We start from the raw sequence: 17,806 nt of genomic DNA, 5'->3' as shown, positions 1-17,806 counted from the left end.
CCTGTATTGCGAAGTTGTAACCCTTTTTTAATGCGCTTACATCTGTTTTTATGTTTTAATTGAACTATCGTTAATGCACTCAGCCTAATGAAAAGGAGACTAACCTATGGAAATATCCTCTTTTTTGCTGCCCAAGGATCAGGTGGCGTATATCACGTCCTCCATCACTATGCGGGAGGCGCTGGAACAGCTGGAGAATCATTATTATTCAGCCATTCCGATTATTGACGGAGAAGGAAAGTATGTTGGGACCTTATCGGAGGGCGACCTACTGTGGAAACTGAAGAATACCGCAGGCCTCACTTTTGAGAACATGTCAGGTGTGACCGTAAGCACCATTCAGCGTCATGTGCATAACGAAAGTGTAGAGATACACGCGCAGATGGAGGATATGCTGACCTTGGCCGCGGACCAGAACTTCGTACCGGTAGTGGACGGCAGCGGAATCTTCCTCGGCATTATCCGCCGTAAGGACATCATTGAGTATTACACACGGAATATTACCGATTAAATGCATGCCATGCCGAAAATATCTTCAATTGCAGCAAAGGCAGGACTGTCCCGGAGTGGACGGCCCTGCCTTTACTGCATTAATTCAAGCTATACAATTTCAAACACATGGGTCAACCGGGTCAGCTCAAAAATCTTCCGCACATTGCCGTTCATCCGTGTCAGCCGGATCGTGCCGCCGGTCTCCACGCATTTCTTGTAGGAGCTGACAATAACTCCAAGCCCGGTGCTGTCGATGAACTGGCAGCCGCCGAAGTCAAGCAGGAAGCTTGAATCTCCGTCCTGGATGTATTTACGTAATGTTTCTCTGAAACTGCCGGCCTCCTCCACTGAGAAAAGCTCCGGCATTTCAATCACAATCTCGCTCAAGCTACTCACCCCTGATTATAAATTTCTCAACAAGAAGCTCCAGTTCACCCGCCATAGCGCTGATCTCCTGGGCAGAAGCCGCGAAATTATTAACCGTAGCCGCCTGTTCCTCCGTTGAGCTGGATACATTCTCCGTATTTGCCGCGGCCAGCTCCGAGATCGTTCCCATGGAATCAATCAGCTTGATAATCTGATCAGAGGTAGCTACCTCATCCCGGGTAATATCCAGAATCTCCTGTACATTTCCGGTGATCAGCTCTACCGACTGGATGATATGCACAAATGCCCGGTCTGTCTCATGCACAATGCTCACGCCGCTTTCCACCGCCTCGGAAGCACCCCGCATCGAATCTACCGCCTGGGTAATCCGCATGACCATATCACTGACGAGCTCCGTAATTTCCCCTGCCTGCTTATGAGTCTCATCAGACAGCTTCCGTACCTCACCGGCCACGACACTGAAGCCCCGGCCATGCTCACCGGCTCTGGCTGCTTCAATCGCAGCATTCAGCGCCAGCAGATTCGTCTGCTGGGCGATCGTATTGATTGTACTGATAATGGTAGACACCTGCTCTGACAGTTCACTGACAGCCAGCAGAATCTCTTTGGTCTCCCGGGTACTGCTATGGATGGTATCCATGGCTTCAACCGTATGAATAACCCGCGCTCTGCCTTCCTGCGCCGCCTGATTTGTATTATCCGCATTGCCTGAGGTAGCTGAAGCCTTGCTCTGTGCCAGCTGTACCAGACTGGAGAGCTGCACCAGCACCTGTGAAGCATTAACTACCGACTGGTTGTTGTTCTCTGCACCGGCTGCAATCTCCTGGGTACTGGAGCTGATCTCCTCAATGGATGCGCTGATCTCCTCGGAGGAGGCCGCCATTTCCTCAGACATGGACGTCAAAGCGACCGAACCCGCTCTTACCTTCTTAATAATAGCTTCCTGCTTGTTGATCATCGTATTGAATGATTCGCTCAGCGACTGCAGCTCGTCACCGGAGCGGATCGCGGTATGAACGGTCAGGTCACCGTCACCGGCAAGCCCCATCGCCTTCTGAAGCTTCTTGACCGGGTTCACAATATTGCGTGTGGTAAAGAAATAGGCTACAAGCAGTGCAACCACAATAAAGGATACAGTGATTAGCAGGGTGGTCTGGCGGATTTCGGTTGCCGGAGCCATATATTCCTGAACATTTGCCGTTGTAGCTACTACCCAATTCCCGGCAGGCTGAAAGGAAACATACTTATGTACACCTTCATAGGTATAAAAGCCTTGCGAGGTCTCCCCCGCCTTCATCAGCTGGACAAGAGCATTCAATTTAGCATTGCTGTTGCCGTCGATATTCTCCTTCAGCACTTTGTCCGCATTGGGATGCGAGACAATCATACCGGTACGGTCAATCATATAACCGTATCCGCTCTCTCCAACCTTCACTTCCGAGACCGGTGTGGTGATGTTATCAAACCTGGCCGTGCCGATCAGAACACCTGTGACCGTGTCATTCACCCGCAGCGGTCTGGCAATAGCCACGATGTAATGATTGCTTTCGCGGGAGAGGAGAACTTCACTGACAGCAGGCTTGCCCTGCAGCGCCTCCTGGAAATACTGCCGGTCCTTGACATCCAGCTCCGGCGCTTCTGAGCTGCTGGTAAGGAGGACCTTCCCGTCCCGGTCCGCAACGATCAGCGATTCAATCAGCTTCTCGTTGTCCTGCTGCACACCGGAAATATAATCAAACGCTGTGCTCTTCAGTCCCCCCGCTGCAGGATTACCGGCGAAATCAGCAAGCGCCAGATTCATGCTGGCGATGCCCAGGTCATTGCCTACCGCTTCGAGCTCAGCCTCTACTGCCTTGGCCGCAGAGTTCGTGGTACCCTTGAGCTCCTCTTCAATCGTCTTCTGCAAAGCGTTAGAAGCCAGCTGATATGAAATGATGCCGGAAATCCCCAGCGGTACGCTGATAATCAGAAACAACAGAATACTCATTTTTACTTTTAGACTAAATTTCACTGAATTCTCCCCTTTTAGCTTCTATGAGGAACAGATACTTTTGCTGATATACATCGTGTTATCGACCCTCTCTACGGTATCCGAGAAACAGCGGATCAGATACAAGCCTCTTCCTCCGTCTTCCAGCAACTCTTCATTGCTGATCGTCTCCGGGAACAGCAGCACGCCACCCCCCGCCCCGGAATCCTCAATCTGCAGCTTCAGCAGCTTGTCCCTCAGCAGATAACGGATCGTAATCGGTTTGCTGCAGTCACTAAGATTACCGTGATAGTAGGCATTAGTTACCGCTTCAATCAGAATCAGGCGGATATCAAAAGCATAGGCTTCCAAGTTAAGCTCCTCAATGATTCCGTCAATGATCATCTGATGACACTCCAGACCGCGGAGCATCACTTCCTTCTGAACAGCGCCCATAACTCACTCCCTCTTTGCTCCATAATCTTTGGCGGGACACTCCCGTTTTTTATTTAATGTTCAGGCTGAACCAGGTGCAATCATCCTGCAGTGCCGCCCCGGCCAGCCGCTCCAGCAGATAACCGCGCTCTGCCGCAAGCTCTTCACTGTCAAACCTGAGCTCCATTCCGTCACTGTAGAAGCAGAACCGGTCCCCGGAAGCAAACGGAATGCTGGTCTCCTCAAATTCACTGTCCGCAAACATTCCGAGCGGGGTCCCCTTCACTGTAATCCGCTCACTGCTGCTGCCGCCGGGGACAAAGAGAAATTCATTGATTCCGGCTCCCGCCGCCTTCAGCACGCCGGCTGTGAAATCAAGCCGGAAGCAGCAGGCAGCGAAATAATCCTCTCCAAGATGCTGCAGTGCTTTGTTGTTCAGGTCCTTCAGCATCTGAAGGGGGTCCTGCGTGTTCATCAGACTGTCCATGAAGAGCACCCGCAGAGCCGAAATATTCAGCGCCGCTGTAATCCCCTTGCCGGTAACATCGCCGATGATGCCGATGACCTGTTCTTCATTAATTTTGTGAAAAATAAAAAAATCGCCGCTTAACGTTCTAGCAGGAATATACAGCTTCTCAAGCACGGCCTTGCCCTCCAGCGGAAAAGACACTGCATGACGGTGCTCCTGCAGCCGCACGGCCCGTTCAATCTCCCGCTTGCTGTCCGTGATATCCCGCAGCACAAGCTGCAGCGCCTTTTCCTCCTCATAAATGACCGGTACGCCTGATATCTCAAGATCAAAAACCCGGTTATCCTGTATACGGATCAGCCGCTGTTCAATCCGGAACCTTTCCTTCAGCAGCCCGGTCGTCTGCAGCTTGTTATGCTCCGCGCTTTGAAAGTAGACTTCATTGAAAAAATCCTCAAGCCCTTTACCGACCAGCTCATTCTTCTTGTTGCCGAACATCCGCTCAGCCTGCCGGTTGGCAAACAGAATGGTACCGCCGCTATAGACAAGAATCGCCTCAGGGCACAGTTCAACCAGATCCCTGTAGCGCTCTTCACTTTCCCTCAGCCGCTTCTCTGAGCGGACCCGCTCACTGATATCATGAATCACTGTATATACGCAGTTCCGGCCCAGCATCGTCATCATACCAGTATGAACCTCAACATCTATGGCCTGTCCGCTGGCCAGGACATGACGATCTGTAAATACACGGTTCTTCTGCGCCTCATCCGTAGGCAGTGCCTTCTCTACGAACTGCTGAACCCCCTGTTCCCGGTCTGCTGTCAGATCGCTGATCCGCAGCTTCCTGAACTCCCGGAGCCTGTAGCCGTAAAAGTCGCAAGCGACCCGGTTCGCATCAACAATGCCCCCGTTCTGCGGATCTACCAGCAGCGTGATGAGATGGTTGTTCTCATAGATGCAGCCGTAATGGTCCATGCACTGCTCCTCGGTGGGAGAACGGTGCTGATTTTTGCAATTTTTGTCTGTTGCCATGCCTGAGCCTCTATTCTATTCAGCCTTTAAGTCTTCCCATTATATGCTCTAGATTTTGTTCCAGCCGTGAATTCCGACACATAAAGACAAAATTAAGCATAAATTCTGATGGATTTCCGAGCGGCCGGTGAAGACATGCAGAAAAACCGTTCAGTACTCATGAAATCCATGAATACCGGACGGTCTTGGGAGTTAATGCGGAATTCCGGCTTGAAGCAGCTGCGGAAATCCCTTCATTACAGCTCTGTCAAAATAACCGTACCCTGCGGTGTAACAGCAATCGTGTGCTCATACTGGGCCGACAATCCGCCGTCAAAGGTACGGGCAGTCCAGCCGTCAGAATCCATCTTAGTCCGGTAGCTGCCGGTATTCAGCATAGGCTCGATCGTGAATACCATTCCTTCTTTAATACGCGGGCCTTTGCCTGCCGGGCCGACGTGAGGCACATCAGGCTTTTCATGCATTTCGGAGCCGATGCCGTGCCCGATGAAATCCCGGACGACCGAGAAGCCGTTCGCTTCGGCATAGACCTGAACAGCATGCGCTACGTCACCGATCCGGTTGCCGGCTACAGCCTGCTCAATACCTTTGAACATTGATTCTTTAGTAACGGTCAGCAGTTTATCGGCTTGCTCACTTATTGTACCAATACCGTACGACCAGGCCGAGTCTGCCAGCCAGCCGTTTAAATTGACAACCATATCAATTGTTACGATATCCCCGTCCTTCAATTCCTCATGCTTCGGAAAGCCGTGGCAGATCACATCATTGACTGATGCGCAGGTCGCATATGGATATCCGTGGTAGCCCTTTTGCTCGGGGGTCGCACCTTGAGAGAGAATGAACTTCTCGGCAAACTGGTCGATTTCCCAGGTCGTGATGCCGGGCTTCAGCAGCTGGGCAATCTGCCGGTGGCATTCAGCCAAGATTTTACCGGCGGCACGCATTTTCTCGATTTCTTCCATGGTCTTCATAATAATCATTGATTTTCGCCTCTTCTGTACAGATCCCATTACACACTATAATGGCTCTTGGTTATGATTTTGTAGTGCTACTCTATATTATGTAAGAAAACCGCCGGAAATCCAAATCCAATCTGAAATTTTCTAAAAAAACGAACCCGTCCTCCGGTACCGCACCGGAAAACAGGTTCGCTGCCGGCATGGTCTCATGCCGCAATGAGCTGAAGTTTGTCTTCTCACTCAGTCAGACTGCTGTGAAGCTTAGTTGTGGAAATTAAGCCCTGAGGTAACCTCTTTGACATAGCCGCTGCGGATGACATAGTCGCCGAAATGCTCACCGGTGATGCGTTCCTTGGCATAGCTGTGAATAATCGGACCCAGGGTGTCGAGAATTTCCTTCTCGTCAATATTTTCCTTATAGAGCTTATTCAGCCGGTCTCCGGTAAACCCTGCGCCCATATAGAGATTGTATCTGCCCGGACCTTTGCCGATAAAAGCAATTTCGCCTAATGCCGGTCTGGCACAGCCGTTAGGGCAGCCGGTCATCCGGATGATAATCTCTTCATTCCTCAGGCCGGCTTCATCAATGATGAGCTCCATTTTGTCCAGCAGCTTGGGCAGGTAACGCTCTGCCTCAGCCATAGCCAGACCGCAGGTCGGCAGCGCCACACAGGACATGGAGCTTCTGCGCAGTGCAGAATGATGGGCGCCATCGGTCAGCCCGTATTGCTTCGCCAGTTCGGAGATCTTGCGTTTCTTCGCACTGCTGACACCGCCGATGATCAGATTCTGGTTAGGCGTCAGGCGGAAGTCGCCGCCGTGAATTTTGGCAATCTCCCGCAGGCCGGTCATCAGCGGATATTCAGCGGTATCCTGAATCCGTCCGCTCTGGATATAGAGGGTCAGATTCCACTTGCCGTCAAGCCCCTTCACCCAGCCGTAGCGGTCCCCGTTATGATCGAACTGAAACTCACGGGCCGGTTCAAGCATCCAGCCCAGCCGCTCATGCAGCTCGCCAGTGAACCAGTCCAGTCCATGACGGTCAATGGTATATTTGAAGCGGGCATTCTTGCGGACCGAGCGGTTGCCGTAATCGCGCTGAATGGTAACGGTCTTCTCTGCCACATCAATCATCTGCTCCGGACGGCAGAAGCCGATGATCCGTCCCAGCTGCGGATAAGTGCTGGTATCGCCATGCGTCATGCCCATGCCGCCGCCGACCGAGACATTGAATCCGGCAAGCTTGCCGTCCTCCAGAACGGCAATGAAGCCAAGATCCTGGGAGAATACATCGACATCATTGGATGGCGGTACAGCCAGGCCGATCTTAAATTTGCGGGGCAGGTAGACAGAGCCGTAAATCGGTTCAACTACTTTGCTGTCGACCACCTTCTCGCCGTCCAGCCAGATTTCGTGGTAGGCCGGAGTACGCGGGGACAGATGATCGCTGATTTTTCTGGCCCATTCGTAGACCTCGGCATGCACCTCTGACTGATACGGATTCGGTCCGCTCATCACGTTACGGTTGACATCGCCGCAGGCCGCCAGGGTAGTCATCAGTGTATCATTAATGGTCTTAATCGTCTTTTTGAGATTCCACTTAAGCACACCGTGCATCTGGAATGCCTGTCTGGTGGTCAGGCGCAGCGTGCCGTTGCCGTATTTATGGGCCAGCTCATCCATTACGAGCCATTGAGCCGGTGTCGCGACTCCTCCCGGTGCCACCACACGCAGCATGAACTGAAATGCCGGCTCCAGCTTGGAGCGTTCCCGCTCGCTGCGCAGGTCCCGGTCATCCTGCATGTAGCTGCCATGAAATTTCAGCAGCCGGTTATCATCCTCCGGCAGTCCTCCGGTAATCGGATTGCTCAGAGTTTCGACCAGCGCCCCGCGCAGATAATTGCTCTCCAGCTTAATATGTTCAACATCACTCGGCGGACCGCCAATCGGCTGTACCGCTGGTTCCTTATTTGCCATTATTAATTCCGCTCCTTCCCTATGAATGCCGGTTAATATACATCCCGCTGATAACGCTGCTCCTGCGACAAAGTCTCCAGATAGGCAGCCGCCCCTTCAGGGCTAAATCCGCCTTCGGTCTGAATGACGGTAATCAGTGCAGAGTGGACATCATGCGCCATATGCTTCTCATCCCCGCATACGTAGACATGCGCGCCTTCCTGCAGCCAGGCATACAGCTCGCGGCTCTTCTCCAGAATGCGGTGCTGCACGTACACCTTCTCTTCCGTATCCCGCGAGAAGGCGACATCGAGCTTGCTCAGCACCCCGTCCTTCAGCATTCTCTGCCAATCTGTCTGGTAAAGGAAATCGGTGACGAAATGCCTGTCACCATAGAACAGCCAGGATTTGCCCCCGGCGCCCTGCTCCTCCCGTTCCTCCAGGAAGGAACGGAACGGGGCAACGCCTGTGCCCGGACCAATCATAATTACCGGAACATCCGGATTTGCCGGAAGCTTGAAGTTCGGATTGCTCTGAATATAGACCGGCAGCGTACTGCCCGGTTCTACCCGCTCTGCACAGTGTACGGAGCAGACCCCGTAGCGCTCCCGTCCATGCGATTCATACCGTACAGCACGGACGGTGAAATGCACTTCCTCCGGATTAGCATTGTAGCTGCTGGAGATAGAGTACAGCCTGGCCGGCAGCTTGCGCAGGATGGTCACGAAGCTGCGGGCCGGTACGTTCCATGGCCCGTAGTCCTGCAGCAGATCCAGCAAATCACGCCCGTGGATATAATCCTTCAGCTCCTGCTGGCGCCCCGGTGAGAGCAGCTCCTGCAGCACAGTACCCGGTGCCAGCTTCGCTGCCTGCTCAAGCAGCGGCTTTGTCAGCACGGTAATTTCATAATGCCGCAGCAGCGCTTCCTGCAGGCTGCCCTCCTCCCCCTTCTTATTCAAAGGAACGGATTCTGCCGCATCCCAGCCCATTGCAGCAATAATATCCTCAACCAGCTGCGGGTGATTCTCCGGATAGACGCCCAGCGAATCTCCCGGCTCGAAGGTAATGCCGGAACCGGCGAGCGACAGCTCCAGATGGCGGGTCTCGCGGTCCGAGCCGCGTCCGTTCAGATTCAAATTCTCCAGCACCTCGGCATGGAACGGATGATTCCGGGAATACGCTGATTCCAGCGCCTCCGCCTTCTCGGCTGCCTGTACTGCCTCACCGGCCAGGCCTGCTGCCTGCCGGGTTCCCTGCAGTGCGCTGATCACCTCACTGAACCAGCCGGCTACCGGCTCATCATAATCCAGATCACAGTCGACGCGCGGGCTCAGGCGCTGTGCACCGAGCTCCTCCAGCTTCTGGTCGAAGTCCTTGCCGGTCTGGCAGAAGAATTCATAAGAGGTGTCACCAAGCGCAAGTACCGAATAGCGCAGCTCCGGCAGCTGAGGAGCTCTTTTACTGTAGAGGAATTCATGGAAGGCACGGGCATTATCCGGCGGTTCCCCTTCACCATGCGTGCTGACCAGCAGCAGGAGGTTCTCCAGCTTCTTCAGGCCATTCGGCTTAAAGCTGTTCATTGCTTGAACGGAAACGTTGAAGCCCTGTTCTTCCAGCTTGCGTGACAGGCTGGTCGCAAGCCGCTGGCAGTTGCCGGTCTGTGAACCGAACAACACGGTGACTTCACGGGAGATCTCCGGCTTAACCGCAGCCTGGGCCGTTCCTGCTGCTTCCGCAGCTGCCGGATTGGCCGGTGCAGCAGCCGTACCTGCTTGTCCTGCATTTCCCTGCAGCGACAGTGCGGACAAATATCCGCCCAGCCAGGTCAGCTGCGGACCTGTCAGTGTCGGCAGAAGCTGGTTCAGAAGCTCCGCCTGGCTCTCATTAAAGGGACTGTTCGTAACTTGTAGTGGCAACAATATCGACCTCTCCTTAACGTGCAATCTTCTTTCCTCTAAATATCATGAACTCAGGCTAACATAATAATCAGAAACGATCAACGCACTATCTGACATCCAATATGTAGATTATAAGGTAAATATTTGTATAAAAGACGTAAAAACCGCCTAAATCATAGTGAAAAGCTCTGATTTAGGCGGACTCATTACAATTAATGATAACTTGCATTAGATAAAATGATAACCTGCAGCTGCTTTTACACAGCGATAACAGGAATCAGCGGACCGTTTTATGTCCAAAGCGCTCCAAGAGCAGATATACGACAATCAGTATGCCCCCGGCATTGATCGCCAGATCCGCCAGGTTCAGAATCCCTCCGCGGTTCCCGAAGACCAGGAAATCTGTCACCTGACGGAACACTACCCGGTCGATCGCATTGCCGGCGGCTCCGCCGACCAGAAACCCGCTGGCTGCTTCAAGCAACGGGCCGCGGATCTTACCCTGGCGCCGGTAATAGAATACGCCCGCTATGAATGCAACAGCGATAATGGCAAAGTACTGCCCGTAACCCTGAAAAGAACTGAAGGCTGCGCCGCTGTTCTCATAATAGACAAACTGCAGATGCGGGCTCCAGAACGGAATCCGCTCCCCCAGCTCCATGTGCGTACGGACAATCCATTTGGCAACCTGATCAAGAATCAGCACCAGCACGGATATCAGATAAAATAGCATCGGCTTCCACACCGCCCTCCTGTATATTCCCGGCAGCTTGCAGCAGCCGCTTAAGCCTGCTTGCGCAGCGTACATCCCAGCCTCCAGTCTACCACAGGTCTGCGGCGGGATTCATCTCTGGCAGCTAGGGGGGGCCGGCAGCAGACAGAATGGGAGCCTAAATAAACTGTAAGAGCGAAAGCCGCCGGGAACCCAAGCGTTCACTGAAGCAGCGGCCAAGCTGTACCTTCGAACTCTGAAATGCCTTTTTTTAGTTAGAAAAACGTATCTTAATTTAATAGTTTCATACCATTTTCGAGGTTAAATTGGATAAATGACATTTAATTCTATCCATTTTCCCTGTTTCGGCTGATTGTCCTTGGATTAAGTGCTCTTTATCCAACTGCTGTTTGAAAAAGCGGAGGCTCTTCAGAAACAAGTGTAGAAAATCCAACTAATTTAGGGCACAGCCAATACAGGTTCGAGACAAACCAATTAAAAAAACAGCCGTCCTCGGTCTAGGAGGTACGGCTGTTGATAGTCATCAGATAACGCCACACTTACCAGGCGTAGGCTTCCGGTGCAGGCTTACCCGGTCCGGGGAAAATCTCATCCAGCTTCTTCATCACGGCTTCATCCAGGACAATTTCGGTAACCCGCAGCGAATCCTCGAACTGCTCCATCGTACGCGGTCCGATAATCGGTGCGGTTACAGCCGGATTAGCCAGCACCCAGGCCAGCGCTACCTGGTCTTCGTGCTCTCCAAGCTCCTTGCACAGGGCAGAGAACCGCTCCAGCTGGCTGCGGTGCTGCTCCAGCTTGGCGGAACGGGCACTGCGCACCCCCGACTTCGCCAGAGCGTTCCGGCCAAGCAGTCCGCCGGCCAGCGGACTCCACGGAATGACGCCCAGCCCCAGCTCACTTGAGGCCGGCAGCACTTCAAGCTCCGGAGTCCGCTCCAGCAGATTGTACAGATGCTGCTCGGATACCAGGCCGAGGAAATGACGTTCCTTAGCCTTGGCCTGGGCTACGGCAATATGCCAGCCGGCAAAGTTACTGGAGCCGATATATCCGGCCTTGCCTTGTGAAACCAGAATCTCAAAGGCTCCCCACAGCTCGTCCCATGACACATTGCGGTCGATATGATGCATCTGGTACAGCTCAATATGATCGGTCTGCAGGCGGCGGAGCGATCCTTCGAAATGCCGTCTGATTTTATACGCAGATAAACCGGAGCCGGAGTTAGGGCCATCCTGTTCGTCGAACATCTCACCGTATACCTTGGTAGCGAGTACTACCTTCTCACGCCGTCCGCCGCCCTGCTGGAACCAGCGGCCGATAATTTCCTCAGTCCAGCCGCGCCGTTCCTGCCCGCCGTAGACATTGGCCGTATCGAAGAAGTTAATTCCTGCATCGAGGGCAGCATCCATAATCCGGAATGCCTCCTTCTCCTCGGTTTCCGGCCCGAAATTCATCGTTCCCAGACAGAGCTGGCTGACCTTAAGACCGGATTTACCCAAATAACTGTACTTCACGCGCAATTCCTCCCTTTCATTTCTGTTAGGTTGTCTGCTTCGCCTATACTATAATCCTTAGAGCCTACTCTAAGGCAAGTCATTTATTCTTCCGGACAGACGCAGACAAGCCCTCCATCAGAGGGCTTGTCCGGTTACAGCTGCGCTCCCCAGCTGTCCGGGAAAAGCACCTCACCGCTTTTTAGCTTAATTTGCACAATGTCCTGTAGTGTATTGGACAGCTCACCCGGCGGGTAAGGCTTGGTCAAATATTTCTGTACATTATCCAGCATGCTCTTATCTCCCTTATCAAGTGCTGAGGAGATGACGATCGGCACGTTCTCCGTCCGGGGATCATTCTTGAGCATCCGGATCAGATCCCAGCCGTCCAGCTCCTCGCCGAGCATGAGATCCACGACAATGGCGACAAACGGCGTCTTCACCGCCTGATCGAATGCTTTTTGCGGATGGTAATGATGTGTGACCCGGAAGCCCTTGTTCTTCAGCTCCTCCGAGAGCAGCAGCGACAGGCTGTAATCATCCTCCACAATCATCACATTCGGCTTATTCTCCTTACCGGCGCTCCACTTATGCGGGTCATCCTCATGACCGCTGCCCTCGTCATGAAGTACCGGCAAGCTGAACCATACGGTCGAGCCTTCACCTTCTACAGATTCAATGCCGATGCTTCCCTTCTGCTTCTCGATAATCTCCTTACAGATGGCAAGCCCCAGGCCGGTTCCGCCAATCCGCTTGGACGCACTGTTATCGACCCGGCGGAATTTCTGGAACAGCTGGCCGATCTGATTCTTCGGAATTCCGAGGCCGTGATCCTGAATCCGTACCACAACCTTACCCGGTTCATTGTGCAGCATGACCTTGATCTCGTTGCTGCCCGGTGAGAATTTGATTGCATTGCTCAGCATGTTTGTCAGCACTTGAATGATTTTGTCCTTATCCACTTCTACCTCGGCATTCAGCGCTTCATCCTCAAGCAGGATATGATGGGTGCCGCTCAGCTTGTACTGGTCGATCACGCTTAACACAGTTTCGCTGAGATTGATCTTCTCCGCGCTGTACAGCTGTGTGCCGGATTCCATCCGCTGCAGATCCAGGAAGTCATTGATCAGCTCCGTCAGACGCTTTGCTTCCTTGTGAATCGTTTCCAGATATTTCAGCTGCTTCTCCGGCTTCATCGTTTTGGACAGCAGCAGCTCTGTGAAGCCCAGCACACTGGACAACGGGGTACGCAGCTCATGGCTGACTGTGCTGACCAGCTCCGACTTCATCAGATCCAGCTCATATTCACGGGTAATATCACGGTGCACGAATAACGTCCCTACCCGTGTTTCCCGGCGGAATACCGGTATCGCATACACATCGACATGCTTCATCGCTTCCTTGCCGAGCGAATACTTCATCGTGCTGGAATCCACGGTATGCGGAGACATCGCCTTCTGGTAGAACTGCCTCATCTCTTCCGGTTCATTCACCCGGAGGATGAAGTGGTTCATCCACAGCTCCTTCGCAACCAGCTTGCCTTCCGCCCAGTCCTCATAACCGAACAATTCACTGAGCGCCTTGTTGATATGCTGGATTACACCTTCCGTATCAACAAACTGAATCCCTTCATTGACATTATTGACAATATCCCGGTTCAGCTTGCGGCCATGCTCAATCTCCTCGTACATGAACAGCCGTTCAATGGCCAGCGCCACACGGTTCATCATTCCCTTGATTTCACTGGTCTCTTCCTCGGTGAAGGAATGTCCGATTCTTGTACCGCAGAAGATAGCCAGAATCTCATCCTCGGCATTTACGACCGTAGTATAGAAGTCATAGCAGTATACATCCTTGGCAGCAATCCCCTGCTCTCTCGGCACTCCTTTACGCTTCACAATATAGGATTTCTCCTGGCTCAGGCGGTACAGCATATCTTTGCTGTTCTCATTGATATAACGCTCCACATTCTCATGCGGAACGCCTTTGACTACAGAGATCTTATCCTTAACCAGCAGGAACAGACTACTATCAAAGGAGTACAGCCGGTTCATGAACTGGCTGAATTTCTCGGCAAATTCCTGCTTGTCCAGCGTATAAGTGATCTCATGGTTAAGCTGGTTGTTCAGCTCCAGCATCATGGAGGTCTGCTCCGTGCTCTTCAGTGTTTCTGCCAGCTCCTGCTGGATATTTTTCATGGAGGTAATGTTGTTGGCAATCAGAATATACTGATAAATCTGGCCTTCATCGTTCAGATACGGCATGATCGTAATCTGCAGCCAGACAATACTCCCGCCCTTGCTCTCAATCTGCACCTCACCGGTCCAGACACCGCCTGTCGACAGCTTGCGGATAATCTGTTCAACCTGGGCATCCAGCATATTGTGCAGCTCAAACAACCGGAAGGTATAACCGATAATCTCAGAATTTCTATAGCCGGTGTAGCTGCTCAGGTTGTCATTGGCATAAGAGAACACACCTTTGCTGGTGAGAATCCCCACAGCCGAAGACTGGTTGAGCGCCTTCATCATGCTCTCTATTTCACTAAGCGAGCGCTCCAGCTTGAACTGCTGGTCCTGCAGCTCATCCTGCTGGGCATGCAGCTCTTCGTTCTGCATCATCAGCTCTTCCTCTTTATCCTGGATGCTGCGGGCCATGTTCAGGAAGGCTTCATAGAGCCGGCCGATTTCATCCTGCTTATGGAGCTTGCCGAGCAGCACCGCCTCACCGGCCGCAAGTGAATTGGTAGCCTCCTCCAGCTTGACGATCGGGTCAAGGACAACTTTTAGCATCCGCCAGATCATCAGTGTGAAGAACAGCAGCAGCACCGCACTAAGCCCGAAGGCGAAGAAGGTAAAGGTATCTGCCTGCTTGATGGACTGGGAAGCCATATCATTCAGCTGGTTGTCCGATCTGGTTTTGAATGCTTTGGTATAGCCGAGGAATTCGTTCACAGCCTTCGTGCTGCCGCTCTGGGACAGATTGCGGATCGCTGTGTAATCATCCTGGCTGACCAGTTGAATAACTTCAGGTAGTGTTTCATTCTTGTACTCGGAGTAGAATGCATCCAGATCATCCCTGTATTCGGCCTCTTCAGGAGATAAATTTAATCCGGAGTACTGCTCCAGAATACCGTCAAGCGTTGTCAGTGCTGTGTTCAGCAGCGCCAGCTCATTGTCGCTCTTCAGCGCAACATACCCTCTCGCCCGGAAAAAGACCTCGTTCAGCGTTGCCGCAAGCTCATTGATCGTCTCTGTCTTATGCTGGAGCACCACCCGGTCACTCTTCAGCTTGTCCTGCTGGTTATTGATATAGAAGAATAGAGCAATACCACTTATTAAGAATGCTATGAACAGAATAAAAATAATCCGGAAATATTTCGTCTTGATACTCACATTAGCGATATCACGGTTTCTCACTGAGTATTCCCTCCACGATTTGCAGCAGCTCCATCGGACTGAACGGCTTCGGCATGAAATATCGCGCCCCTGCCTCCCTCGCCCGGTTACGGTCCATATCCTGTGCCTTAGCTGTCAGCATCATGATCGGTGTCGCAATCTTTATCTGCTCATCCAGCTCGCCGAGCACCTCAATTCCGGTCATTTCCGGCATCATATAATCCAGAATGACCAGATCATAACGGTCCGACGCCAGCCTTGAGAGGGCTTCCACCCCATTCTCGGCTGTATGAATCTCTACCTCTTCCAGATCCTCCAGCGTATCCTCAATCAGCATGCGCAGCACATCTTCGTCGTCGACAATAAGAATTTTTTGCATAAATACCACTCTCACCTTCTGATTCATCCGCACGGGATGCATTGCATTTAGAACTTATAGAATATTCAGAAAAGGAACCTGTGGGCCAGACGCTCGATCCGCGTCATCAGCTCCGGCAGATGGAACGGTTTGATTACATAATCATCCGCCCCCATCTGCAGTGCCCGGATAATGTCCCGCTGGTCATTCCGGCCCGTGAGCATAATTACCAGAATGTTGACCTCGGGATAGCTGCTGCGGATATTCTCCAGCACCTCCAGGCCATCCAGTCCAGGCATCACACCATCCAGCAGAATGATGTACTTCTCCTCAGGAGCATACCAGTCTGAGCCCAGGAACAGCTCACCATCTGCAAAGCTGGTAACCTTCATTTCAGCGATATTATCCGGCTCCCACAAACTGAAATTCCCGGTTATAATCCGCCGGATGAGCGGATCATCGTCAACCACAATCACATTAAGGATACTCAGCCTTTGGCCGGCTAACAATTCCTCGCTAAACAGGGTCGTCTGGTTACGCCCGCTGTGTTTACTGGAATACAAAGCCTGATCGGCTTCCTCTACCAGCTTCTCGGGGTCCTGCTGCCGTTCGCTGATCTCGGTAATCCCGCAGGAGAAGGAAACATTGAAATTCTCACGCTTGGCCGTGAATTCCCTGGCGGCGAAGTGCTCCTGAATCCGCTCAATGACCAGCAGTGCCGATTCAGCCGAGGTATTAGGCATGAACAGGGCAAATTCCTCTCCGCCATAGCGGCAGAACGTATCCTCTGTACGGATGGACTGCCTTACCAGCTCTGAAAAAGCCTGCAGCACCTCATCTCCGACCAGATGCCCGTAGGTATCATTAACATGCTTGAACCGGTCCAGGTCCAGCAGTGCCAGCGAGAACGTACGGCTTGTCCGTCTGTAGTCCGACACCAGCAGCTTCATCGTCTGATTGAAATATTTGCGGTTAAAGGCGCCGGTCAGCTCATCAATAATGATCGATTCCTGCCATTCCTTCTTCAGCTCAAAGCGGTTCTTAATCAGCATCAGGAACAGATCGATATCCACCGGTTTGTTTATGTAATCCATAACACCGAGGGAATAGGCATACATCTGGATCTCCTTGGAATGCTCACCGCTGATAATAAGGATCGGCACCCGTTCCTTCTTCGCCTTGCCGATAATCTGGTTCAGCACATCAATTCCGCTCCGGTCAGGAAGCAGAATATCGAGCAGAATCATATCCGGTTTAGTCTCATAGAAGATTTTCAGTCCGCGTTCAGCAGACAACGCTATACTCACATAGTAAGATTGCCGTTCCAGTGATTCCCTTAAAAAAGCCACCAGTTCGACATCATCGTCAATAACAAGAATCTCGTACTGCTGATGAATACTATCATGGGATAAGGCAATTCCCGGAATCTGCGGAGGCACTGCACCTGTAGCTTCAGGCTCAGCAAACAGGTCAAGCAGGGGATACAAATAATCGCTCCACTCTGCTTCCGTCCAGCTTCTATGGTTATCTTCCGAGAAATAGAGCAGAGTGCTGCCGGAGAATGCCTCCACTATATCAAGACCCACCGTTCCGGAGGTGCCTTTCAGATTATGCAGAAAGCGGTAAATCTCCTTTTCCTCGACTGCCGGCATTTCCGACCACTTCTGCAGTGTTTGTCTCGTACGGCTTTCAACCAGCTCTTTATATTTTCTCGTAGTCATAATAGCTCCTTCAAACATACATGTCTTTCAATCCTTCAATTAATCATATTTTCCATGCGGTGTCAACTATAATCTCCTTACAATGAAATGCAAGTATAAATCTCTAATCAGACTGACAAAAAAGCTTTGGTTGATAAGCTTCTCCTCATTTGACATAATAATTGAAAAGTTCATTCCGTTAAAGCGGCAGTGGGCGGCGAAACAGAGAATCTACCATAGGAGGCTTTTTAAGTGAAGGGAATTATTACGGTACTGGGAAAAGACAAAGTAGGAATCATCGCCAAAGTATGTACATACCTCGCGGAACACAACCTGAACATTCTGGATATATCCCAGACTATTGTACAGGACTACTTCAACATGATGATGATTGTGGACATTTCTGCCCCCGCCAAGTCCTTTGAAGAAATCGTAGAGGATCTGCAGCATGTGGGTGAAGATATCGGCGTAGAAATCAAGCTTCAGCATGAGGATATTTTCAATATTATGCACCGGATTTAGCC

Annotated in this window: 14 protein-coding genes; 2 read left to right on the top strand and 12 right to left on the bottom strand. The window is 51.9% G+C overall.

Annotated features, from left to right (window positions below; genetic code table 11):
- Positions 1–106: 106 nt before the first annotated feature.
- Positions 107–511 carry a CBS domain-containing protein gene (locus LOS79_RS04885; protein WP_315416711.1) on the top strand — a complete coding sequence of 135 codons (405 nt, stop codon included), beginning with the start codon at positions 107–109 and terminating at the stop codon, positions 509–511.
- Positions 512–600: 89 nt separating this feature from the next.
- Here LOS79_RS04885 and LOS79_RS04880 read toward each other — a convergent pair whose 3' ends face one another.
- The 12 genes from LOS79_RS04880 to LOS79_RS04825 all read right to left on the bottom strand — a co-directional run bounded on the left by LOS79_RS04880 (position 601) and on the right by LOS79_RS04825 (position 17,303).
- Positions 601–888: an STAS domain-containing protein gene (locus LOS79_RS04880; protein ID WP_315416709.1), complete on the bottom strand. Its 288-nt coding sequence runs from the start codon at positions 886–888 to the stop codon at positions 601–603.
- The gene (locus LOS79_RS04875) at positions 881–2,866 is read right to left on the bottom strand and encodes a methyl-accepting chemotaxis protein (protein ID WP_315416707.1); all 1,986 of its coding nucleotides are present in this window, start codon (positions 2,864–2,866) and stop codon (positions 881–883) included. The genes LOS79_RS04880 and LOS79_RS04875 overlap by 8 nt, the downstream gene beginning before the upstream one ends.
- 45 nt (positions 2,867–2,911) lie before the next feature.
- The gene (locus tag LOS79_RS04870; RefSeq protein ID WP_315416705.1) at positions 2,912–3,304 is read right to left on the bottom strand and encodes an ATP-binding protein; all 393 of its coding nucleotides are present in this window, start codon (positions 3,302–3,304) and stop codon (positions 2,912–2,914) included.
- Positions 3,305–3,353: 49 nt separating this feature from the next.
- Positions 3,354–4,784, bottom strand: a complete 1,431-nt coding sequence (locus LOS79_RS04865; RefSeq protein ID WP_315416703.1) for a SpoIIE family protein phosphatase — start codon at positions 4,782–4,784, stop codon at positions 3,354–3,356.
- Between the two features lie 236 nt (positions 4,785–5,020).
- Entirely contained in the window at positions 5,021–5,767 is a 747-nt protein-coding gene (gene map / locus LOS79_RS04860) for a type I methionyl aminopeptidase (protein WP_315416701.1), read from the bottom strand.
- Between the two features lie 240 nt (positions 5,768–6,007).
- Positions 6,008–7,723, bottom strand: a complete 1,716-nt coding sequence (gene cysI / locus LOS79_RS04855; RefSeq protein ID WP_315416700.1) for an assimilatory sulfite reductase (NADPH) hemoprotein subunit — start codon at positions 7,721–7,723, stop codon at positions 6,008–6,010.
- Between the two features lie 32 nt (positions 7,724–7,755).
- Entirely contained in the window at positions 7,756–9,618 is a 1,863-nt protein-coding gene (locus LOS79_RS04850) for an assimilatory sulfite reductase (NADPH) flavoprotein subunit (protein ID WP_315422000.1), read from the bottom strand.
- Positions 9,619–9,877: 259 nt separating this feature from the next.
- On the bottom strand, positions 9,878–10,408 hold the full coding sequence (gene lspA, locus LOS79_RS04845; RefSeq protein WP_315416698.1) for a signal peptidase II: 531 nt from the start codon (positions 10,406–10,408) through the stop codon (positions 9,878–9,880).
- A gap of 464 nt (positions 10,409–10,872) precedes the next feature.
- Positions 10,873–11,847, bottom strand: a complete 975-nt coding sequence (locus LOS79_RS04840; RefSeq protein ID WP_315416696.1) for an aldo/keto reductase — start codon at positions 11,845–11,847, stop codon at positions 10,873–10,875.
- Positions 11,848–11,981: 134 nt separating this feature from the next.
- Complete coding sequence (locus tag LOS79_RS04835; protein ID WP_315416695.1) at positions 11,982–15,245, bottom strand: ATP-binding protein; 3,264 nt, start codon at positions 15,243–15,245, stop codon at positions 11,982–11,984.
- Positions 15,232–15,603, bottom strand: coding sequence for a response regulator transcription factor (locus tag LOS79_RS04830; protein ID WP_315416694.1), 372 nt, complete (start codon positions 15,601–15,603; stop codon positions 15,232–15,234). The genes LOS79_RS04835 and LOS79_RS04830 overlap by 14 nt, the downstream gene beginning before the upstream one ends.
- Positions 15,604–15,668: 65 nt before the next feature.
- Positions 15,669–17,303 carry a GGDEF domain-containing response regulator gene (locus LOS79_RS04825; RefSeq protein ID WP_315416693.1) on the bottom strand — a complete coding sequence of 545 codons (1,635 nt, stop codon included), beginning with the start codon at positions 17,301–17,303 and terminating at the stop codon, positions 15,669–15,671.
- 231 nt (positions 17,304–17,534) lie between these two features.
- Here LOS79_RS04825 and LOS79_RS04820 point away from each other — a divergent pair, with 231 nt between their 5' ends.
- Positions 17,535–17,804 (top strand): ACT domain-containing protein, encoded by a 270-nt coding sequence (locus tag LOS79_RS04820; protein ID WP_315416692.1) that lies wholly within the window; start codon positions 17,535–17,537, stop codon positions 17,802–17,804.
- Positions 17,805–17,806: the final 2 nt, after the last annotated feature.

The sequence above is a fragment of the Paenibacillus sp. MMS20-IR301 genome (assembly GCF_032302195.1).
Lineage (GTDB): Bacteria > Bacillota > Bacilli > Paenibacillales > Paenibacillaceae > Paenibacillus_AQ.
This window is presented reverse-complemented; position numbering and strand designations above follow the sequence as displayed.